Raw genomic sequence first — 8,001 nt, 5'->3', positions numbered from 1 at the left:
TCCGGTCCTTTGATCCATGCCCGGCCGGAGGAACGTCTGTCACGACTTTTCCGGCGTCCGCGCACACCCCAGAACGATATCCCGGTACAGTCGGTCGAGGATCCCGTTCACAAACGGCCCCGATTGTTGCGTGCCGAAGGTTTTGGCCAGTTCCACGGCCTCATCGATTGCCACCTGGGGCGGTACATCGGTGTAAAGCAACTCGTAGGCCCCGATTCTCAGGGCGTTTCGATCGGTGACGGCCATTCGGCTCAAAGACCAATTTTCGGCAACCGCCTCAATCTTGGCGTCGAGTTCCTGGCGAAATTTCCGTACCCCACTGAGCAACTCGTTCGCAAAGCGAACCAGTTCTGGCCGTCGGAGACGCTGACGCAATGTCTGTTCATCGTCGGCCGGGTTGTGTTGGGGATTGAGGTCATCCTGATAAAGAATCTGAAGGACCACTGCCCGGGCCTTTCTGCGACCGGTCATATGCTCCATCGCGTCACCCACTGTAGGCCCCTCCGGATGGTGCTTTTCCAGTGGTTGCCACGTCGTCCTGCCGCAATTCCGTATGCTGCCTTATTTGCTCCATGAGACGCACCATTTCGAGAGCTGCCTGGGCGGCTTCTGCCCCTTTGTTGCTGACCGCTCGCCCCGACCGATCTTTGCTCCGGATGACATCGCTGCCCGCCGACCGTGCCATGGCCTGCTCAAGCGTGTCGCATGTGATCACCCCGAACAAAACCGGGACTCCTGTTTTTACACCAATGTCCGCGATTTGAAGGCTCACCGCGCGATTGATGTGCTGGTCGTGGGAAGTTTCCCCTTTGATGACAGCGCCCAGGCAGATGACCGCCAGATACTTCTGCGAACTGGCCAGCCGCTGGGCAACGGTGGGAATCTCAAACGCGCCGGGAACCCAGAAGACGTCGATGGCCTCACCGGGGACCCCGCCCGAGGTGAGTGTTTCCAGAGCGCCATGAAGCAACCCGCCTGTGATCGTCTCATTGAAACGGGAGACGATGACGGCAAAGCGTCCCCGAGGTAACTCGGAAGTTCCCTCAAAGACGCGAATTCCCGGAAAACGTTCACGAATATTCATTGCTGCTTATGGATTGGCCGTGGAACCCACTGTGTGTCATGCCCACTCCGTAAAAGCGGCATCTGGCCCACTATGAAGGGCGGTTACGATCGGCGGGCGCGTTGTTGAGGAATCGTGCTCCACCGGTGCTGGGACAATCCCCGAAATCAGGTTGCCCGTGTGCCGCATGCTCCAATCCGCCCGCATCAACGGACGTTGAGACTCATCAAAAACTCGGCGTTGGTCTTGGTTTTGGCCAGACGGCTCACAAGAAATTCCATGGCGTCAGGTGGGTTCATTTCGTTGAGAACCCGGCGGAGAATGCAGATCCGGCGGTATTCCTCCGGGTCGAGGAGCATTTCCTCGCGACGGGTTCCGGAACGGTTGATGTCGATGGCCGGCCAGATGCGTTTGTCCACCAGCCGACGATCGAGGACGATTTCCATGTTTCCGGTCCCCTTGAACTCCTCGAAAATGACTTCGTCCATCTTGCTGCCCGTGTCGATCAAGGCGGTGGCGATAATGGTGAGGGATCCGCCTTCGTCGATCTTTCGCGCGGAGCCGAAGAATCTCTTCGGCCGCTGCAGGGCGTTGGCGTCCACGCCACCCGTGAGGATCTTCCCGGATGCCGGACATTCGGCATTCCATGCCCGAGCCAGCCGGGTGATGGAGTCGAGGAAGATGATAACATCCTTCCCGTATTCCACCATCCGTTTGGCCTTCTCGATCACCATTTCCGACACCTGAATATGTCGGGCGGGGGCCTCATCGAATGTCGAACTGATCACCTCACAGTTGCGACCTTTGACCTGGCGCTCCATATCCGTCACTTCTTCCGGTCGCTCGTCGATGAGCAGCATGAAGACGTAGCAGTCCGGATAATTCTTGAGGACGGCCTTGGCCATCTTCTGGAGGAGGATTGTTTTCCCCGCCCGGGGTGGGCTCACGATCAAGCCCCGCTGACCGAATCCGACGGGCGCGATGAGGTCGACGACCCGGCACTCAATTTCCTCGGGAGTCGTTTCGAGGATGATCCGTTTGTCGGGATGGCAGGGGGTGAGGTCGTCGAACCAGATTTTTTTGGCGGCCAGGTTGGGGTCTTCGTAATTGACGGCCTCCACCCGCAGTAGGGCGAAATACCGCTCGTTTTCCTTGGGCGGCCGAATCTGGCCTGAGACCGTCATTCCCGTCCGCAGGCCGAAACGGCGAATCTGGCTCGGGGATACGTAGATATCATCCGGGCAGGCCAGGTAGTGGTAATCGGGACTGCGCAAAAAGCCGAAACCATCGGGCAGGATTTCCAGGGTCCCTTCTCCATACATCAGCCCGCTCATCTTCACCCGCTCTTTGAGGATGCGGAAGATGAGGTCCTGTCGTTTCATGCCCGCGATTTCGGTATCGGAGAGATTTTCCTTGCGGGCTTCTTCAATGAGTTCCGCCATCGACATCCGCTGGAGCTCGGCGATGTGGGTGTCGCCCGATCGCTTCACCTGTTCAAACTGCTGGGCCTCTTCGTCGTTTTCCTCCTCTTCAAAGCGGCCATCCATGAGCTGTTCCGCAATGGAGAGCGGTTCATCACGGTCGTGACGGCGGCGACGAAAGCCCTGCCGACCACGCTGGGATGGCATACCTTTCCCGTTGGATTCTTCCTCACCGAATCTTCGGGAATCGGAAAAAGATCGGACGTCTTTCGACTGGGACATGGCGTCAGTCTCCTGTGACAAGGTTACGACCTTCCGGCGGCACGCGAACGGTGCCAATAGGTGGGACTCAACATTGTAAAACGGATGGAGTAGCCGTTACCGCACCCAACCAAATGTTTTAGGGGATGAATCACTCCCTCTTCAAGTGGCTCAGGTTGGAAAATTCAAAGAACTTGTACCAAAATCGAACGGGAAACAACGCTTTTTATCGATCTGTCGGCACGCAGACCGATGAGTCTTCTTTCAGCCTCACAGCCACGCACCGCACTGTGTTCGCTTTCACTCGTTTTATAATTTTTTGTAGTTTCCCCGGTTTGGCGACGCGGTTCGTCTCTCATTCACGACGCCGATGACCGGATGAATCGGAACATGCGGGCATTCTCGACAGCCGGAATCACACAGGGCAGATGTTCCGATCCCCTTGGTCGCAACTCACCGAATCCAGGGCGCGGACGCCGGATACTCCCTGATCTGGTTATCACTGCCCCCTCGAGACCGGCAAACATGGCACGATTGTCGGGGGCTAGTGGGAATGTCACTCGGCGATGAGGCTCTGCCAGACGTCCGTGACCTGTTCTCGGAGATTATTGATACTCCCGGAGTTGTCGATCACAAAGTCCGCCCGGACCTTTTTGACGCTCCGCGAGATCAACCACCTCTCCCGGCGATCTACATCTTCGGGCTTCCAGCCTCGAGTGCCCGCCCGATGGTAACGTATCTCGGTTGGCGTGTCAACATAAACTAACCTTTGACATAGTGTACTCCAACCAGCTTCCAAGAGCAACGGGGCGTCAATGACGAAAACCGGTCGGCGCTCTTGGCGGTACTTTTGCTGCGCGGCCAGGCATTCCTGCAGTACGACCCGATGGATGATCCGCTCCAGTATTCGGCGGCGCTCTCTTGATAGCTCGGTGTCTTCAAAAACGAGCTTGGCAATAAGTTTTCGGTCGATCTCCCCCGTTGAGGGGAAAACAGACGATCCGAAAACTTGCCCCAGATAAGCACGAATCGCTGGCTGGTCAAGCGCGCGATGCGCTGCTTCGTCGGCATCGAAGACTTCCGCCCCAAGCCGAGCGAACTCTGACGCGACCAGGGACTTTCCCGACGCTGGGGGACCGAGCAAACCCACCGTGATCATGTTCGATGTGCTTTCCGAAAGGGTCGCGTTGCCTGACCGCAAAATGGTGCCTTCTCATGCAACCGACGGCCAGTCCTGTGTCAGATTTGATACAGGGCCCTGGTTTATACCGGCTCCATATCATTCCAATTCGGTCCAACACCCACGTCTACCTTCAACGGGACGTTCAGTTTCATGACCGATTCCATTTCCCGACGGACGATGCCGGCCGTGGCAGACACTTCCTCCGCTGGGCATTCGAATACGAGTTCGTCGTGGACCTGGAGGATCATCCTTGCGGCCAGGCCTGCCTCCCGCAGGGCGTTCCGCACCCTGATCATGGCCAGTTTGATGAGGTCGGCCGCCGAACCCTGCACAACCGTGTTGATGGCCGTCCGTTCCGGGAGATTGCGCTGGCGGGTGGGATTCTCCCGGACGCCGGAAATCCGCCGTTTTCTCCCCAAAATGGTGCGAACAAAGCCCTGACGACGACATTCCTGAAGGACGCCCACCAGAAAACGATCAATTCCGGGATAGCGGGCAAAATAGGCATCGATGAACGCCGCGGCTTCCTCTTTGGAGATTCTCAATTGTTTGGCCAGGCCAAAGGGCGTCTGCCCGTAGATCACTCCAAAATTGACGGCCTTGGCTTTCCGCCGCATTTCGGGGGTCACCTCGGTGGGAGGGACGCCGAACACTTCCGCGGCGACGGCCGTGTGAATATCCTCGTCGCGGTGGAACGCCTCACACAAGCGTTCGTCCTGGGAGAAGTGTGCCAGCATACGCAGTTCGATCTGGGAATAATCCGCGGAAATCAGACGCCAACCTTCTTCCGCGACAAAGGCGGATCGGATTTCGCGGCCTTCCTCCGTCCGCACCGGGATGTTCTGGAGGTTCGGATCGCTGCAACTGAGCCGTCCGGTGGCGGTGACAGCCTGGTGAAAGGAGGCGTGGACCCTGCCGGTCCGCGGACAGACCATCGTGGCGAGACCCTCCACGTACGTGTTCTTCAGTTTCGCGTACTGGCGATAGTCGATGATTTTGGCGGGCAGCGGGTGGATGGCGGCGAGTTCCTCCAGGACCTCGGAGTCCGTGCTGATCCCGGTTTTTGTTTTCTTCGAACTGGGGAGGCGAAGTTTGTCGAAAAGGATTTCCTGAAGCTGTTTTGGGGACCCGATGTTGAATCTTTCCCCGGCCAGTTGGTAAATCTCCTCTTCCAGGATCTGCATGCGTCGTTCGAACTCTTCGCCGAGCTTTCGCAGGCGTTCCGTATCGACGCGGATACCGTGATATTCCATTTCCGCCAGGATTTCTACGAGGGGCATTTCCACCTCGGCAAACAGTTTCGTCAGTTCCTCCCGCTCAAGCTGCGGCTCCAGTTTTTGCTTCAAATGCCAGGGGAGAATCGCGTCCTGGACGGCGTACCGCGCGATCTCATCGAGTGCCACCTCGCTCATTTGCTTTTGCTTGCGGCCGGTGCCAATAAGCTCGGATATCTTGATTGTTTCGTGGCCCAACAAGCGGGCGGCCTGCTCGTCCAAACTGTGGGATCGCGAACCGGGGTCCAGAAGATAGTCGGCGAGCATGCAGTCGAAACCGAGCCCCTGCACGTCGAATCCGCAGGATCGCAAAACGACCAGATCGTATTTGAGGTTCTGCCCGATTTTGGCAATTTCTTTGTTGCTGAGAATCGGTCCCAGATGGGCGAGCACCTCCTCCCGGGCCAGAGCAGGGCTGCCTTCTGGCGTGAGAACGGGAATGTAAAATCCCTCGTGTGGATCAACCGCCAGCGAGATGCCCACCAGGTCGGCCCAGCGGGGACGAATGTCCGTCGTTTCTGTATCCAGACTCATCGCCTTGGCCTGGGCCAGCCTGTTTGCCAGGTCCTTCAGCTCTCGAATGGATTGGACAACGTGGTAACGATAGGAGACGGTCTGGGAAGGCGGAGCCGCTTCTTCCTGTGGTGCGAGTTTTTGGAGATCCGCGATGAGTCGGCGAAAACCGAGCTGGCGACACAACTCGATGGCCCGATCTATCTGAACGGGCTTCAGAGTAAGTTCCTGGGGCTGGAGATCCAGCGGCACGTCCCGTCTGAGGCGGACGAGCTCTCGAGAGAGAAAGGCCTGTTCGCGATAAGTTGCCAGGTTGTCACGCTTTTTGCCGGGGGACAGATCTTCGAGGTGCTCATAAAGAGCCTCGAGCGTTCCATAGCGCTGAAGGAGCTCCTGGGCCGCCTTGGGACCAATCAGGGGAACGCCTGGCACGTTATCACTGCTGTCTCCCACGAGGGCTTGGAAATCGACGACCTGTTCCGGGGTGACGCCCCATTCGCGGAGCAGAGCTTCACGATCGATATAGGTCTCCTTGCGCAGATTGAGGAGTTTTACACGATCGGTGATGAGCTGGCGGCAGTCTTTGTCGTTGGTAACGAGCACGCACTCCCCCCCCTGTGCTTCAACAATCGACGCCAGGGTTGCCATGATGTCGTCGGCTTCGAACCCCGGCTGGCGCAAGACCGGTATGCCGAGGGCTTCCAGAAATTGCTCGATCAGTTCGATTTGCGGAATAATATCGGCATCGAGTTCGGGGCGGTGGGCCTTGTATTCCGGATAAATTTCCTTCCGGAAGCTGGGTTCCTTTGCATCAAAGGCGCAAATGAGAAAATCCGGCCTGTATTTGGTCAAGAGATGGATCATATCCCGGACGAATCCGAACACGGCATTGACCGGGCGTCCATCGGGGGCGGTCATTTCCGGCAAAGCATGAAACAACTGATGGATGAGCGAGTGGGCATCCACCACAAAGACTCGTTTGCCGCGAAACAACTCGTCCGGTTTAGGGTTTGCCGCTGGCGAGGGCGACGATGGGGACGCGAGGGGATTGTCCGGCTGTCCGGGCGCTGGGCTGTCTTGGGATGTCGCTTGGAACAGATCAGGAGCTGACTTCTGCGTGCGCGTCGCTGCGGTACGACGGGAACGGCTGGCTCGTTTCGGGCACATCGATGGGCCTGTCTCTTCTTTCCCTGCGCTTGACTGGGACTTGCGGATACCATCACGGCTTGGCGGCGGACTCGGAGAAGACAAGTGGGCCGATCAGCCCCTCTGCCACACTGCTTGTGTGGTCGGAATCGCACCAGATGCCGATGGCTACCACATGCGGGCGCGAGTTTTTGAAGTACTTGTCATGGTCTTCCACAACGTTGCGGTTTTCTGTCACCCAGTCGTCAGCAGTGCCCCGCCGAAGGACGAGGGTATAAAGTTCCACCCGGCCAAAAATGAGCGAATTGTAGGTGCGATGGATGACGTCTTTGTCTCCTTCCCGCGCGGGATTGTCCCACACGTAACCTATCACGTCATATCCATCGGGACGACGGAACGCGAGATACACCTGCAGGACCTGATCGTTGGTCGAGTCGTAATTGGCATTTCCTCCCCGTGGGAGAGTCAGGGCCTTCCATCGCCAGGAGAGCTGGGGGGAGCGATCGGCAGCAAACGGCCGGGAGCGGAGATCCTGGTAAAGGACGAACGAAGCGCGAACCGCTCGCAGGCGCAGGACGCGCTGGTGCGGGTTTTGGGGGTCGGCCTCCACCGTGATGCGGACATCGCCACCAAGCCCGGCCTTTTGATACTCCCATGGGCTTGGCCAGCTCACACTTGTCAGCCAGCGCGACACGAGTGGGCCGTTAAAACCGAAAACTTTCTGGTTTTCTTCGCCCGCCGCGCTTGATGGAACGCTACCCAAAGCCGTCAGAAGCCCAATCAAGAAACCAATTCGGAAAAAATGGGATAGCATCATGCGAAGTGGTCGCCGCTGACGGGCCAGGTGGCGGGAGAACATGGCACAGCCCTCTCGCTGAACGAACCGATGATGAACACTCGCCGTTTGCGAGAGCCGGAGCACGGTCTCGGAATACTTCGACTAATCTCTGATCGTGCTGGCAAATCTCAACCTATTCTATGCCTGATCGGATTGGTTCACAACTCAGCGGAATTGCTGAACCCGGTTGGCGGAGAGGCCCGACGACGTTCAAAATGGGCAAACGGTTTTTTGACGCTGGTGACGGTGACTGACCGAGACAATCCCCTGCACCGGCAGATAAAAGCAAAAGATTTATAATA

General features: G+C 57.7%; 6 protein-coding genes. All 6 read right to left on the bottom strand.

What is annotated here, in order from left to right; genetic code table 11:
* Window positions 1–39 precede the first annotated feature (39 nt).
* Window positions 40–471, bottom strand: coding sequence for a transcription antitermination factor NusB (gene nusB, locus H5U08_RS06020; RefSeq protein ID WP_366494136.1), 432 nt, complete (start codon window positions 469–471; stop codon window positions 40–42).
* A 13-nt stretch (window positions 472–484) separates the two neighbouring features.
* On the bottom strand, window positions 485–1,084 hold the full coding sequence (gene ribH, locus H5U08_RS06015; RefSeq protein ID WP_297031251.1) for a 6,7-dimethyl-8-ribityllumazine synthase: 600 nt from the start codon (window positions 1,082–1,084) through the stop codon (window positions 485–487).
* 185 nt (window positions 1,085–1,269) lie between these two features.
* On the bottom strand, window positions 1,270–2,766 hold the full coding sequence (gene rho / locus H5U08_RS06010) for a transcription termination factor Rho (RefSeq protein WP_366494134.1): 1,497 nt from the start codon (window positions 2,764–2,766) through the stop codon (window positions 1,270–1,272).
* A 535-nt stretch (window positions 2,767–3,301) separates the two neighbouring features.
* Window positions 3,302–3,904 (bottom strand): dephospho-CoA kinase, encoded by a 603-nt coding sequence (coaE, locus tag H5U08_RS06005; protein WP_297031249.1) that lies wholly within the window; start codon window positions 3,902–3,904, stop codon window positions 3,302–3,304.
* Window positions 3,905–4,008: 104 nt separating this feature from the next.
* Window positions 4,009–6,681 carry a DNA polymerase I gene (polA, locus tag H5U08_RS06000; RefSeq protein ID WP_297031247.1) on the bottom strand — a complete coding sequence of 891 codons (2,673 nt, stop codon included), beginning with the start codon at window positions 6,679–6,681 and terminating at the stop codon, window positions 4,009–4,011.
* A 253-nt stretch (window positions 6,682–6,934) separates the two neighbouring features.
* A complete protein-coding gene (locus H5U08_RS05995; protein ID WP_297031245.1) occupies window positions 6,935–7,720 on the bottom strand; it encodes a DUF3047 domain-containing protein in 786 nt (261 codons plus the stop codon).
* Window positions 7,721–8,001 lie beyond the last annotated feature (281 nt).

The organism is Thermogutta sp., assembly GCF_014359955.1.
In the GTDB taxonomy this organism is placed as follows: domain Bacteria; phylum Planctomycetota; class Planctomycetia; order Pirellulales; family Thermoguttaceae; genus Thermogutta.
The sequence above is the reverse complement of the archived record's forward strand: the minus strand, read 5'-3'. Positions and strand labels throughout refer to the sequence as shown.

What these genes read in the sequence shown, in the direction of transcription:
- coaE (WP_297031249.1), bottom strand. Translation starts at nt 3,904, where the DNA reads ATGATCACGGTGGGTTTGCTCGGTCCCCCAGCGTCGGGAAAGTCCCTG.
- H5U08_RS05995 (WP_297031245.1), bottom strand. Translation starts at nt 7,720, where the DNA reads ATGTTCTCCCGCCACCTGGCCCGTCAGCGGCGACCACTTCGCATGATG.
- ribH (WP_297031251.1), bottom strand. Translation starts at nt 1,084, where the DNA reads ATGAATATTCGTGAACGTTTTCCGGGAATTCGCGTCTTTGAGGGAACT.
- rho (WP_366494134.1), bottom strand. Translation starts at nt 2,766, where the DNA reads ATGTCCCAGTCGAAAGACGTCCGATCTTTTTCCGATTCCCGAAGATTC.
- nusB (WP_366494136.1), bottom strand. Translation starts at nt 471, where the DNA reads ATGACCGGTCGCAGAAAGGCCCGGGCAGTGGTCCTTCAGATTCTTTAT.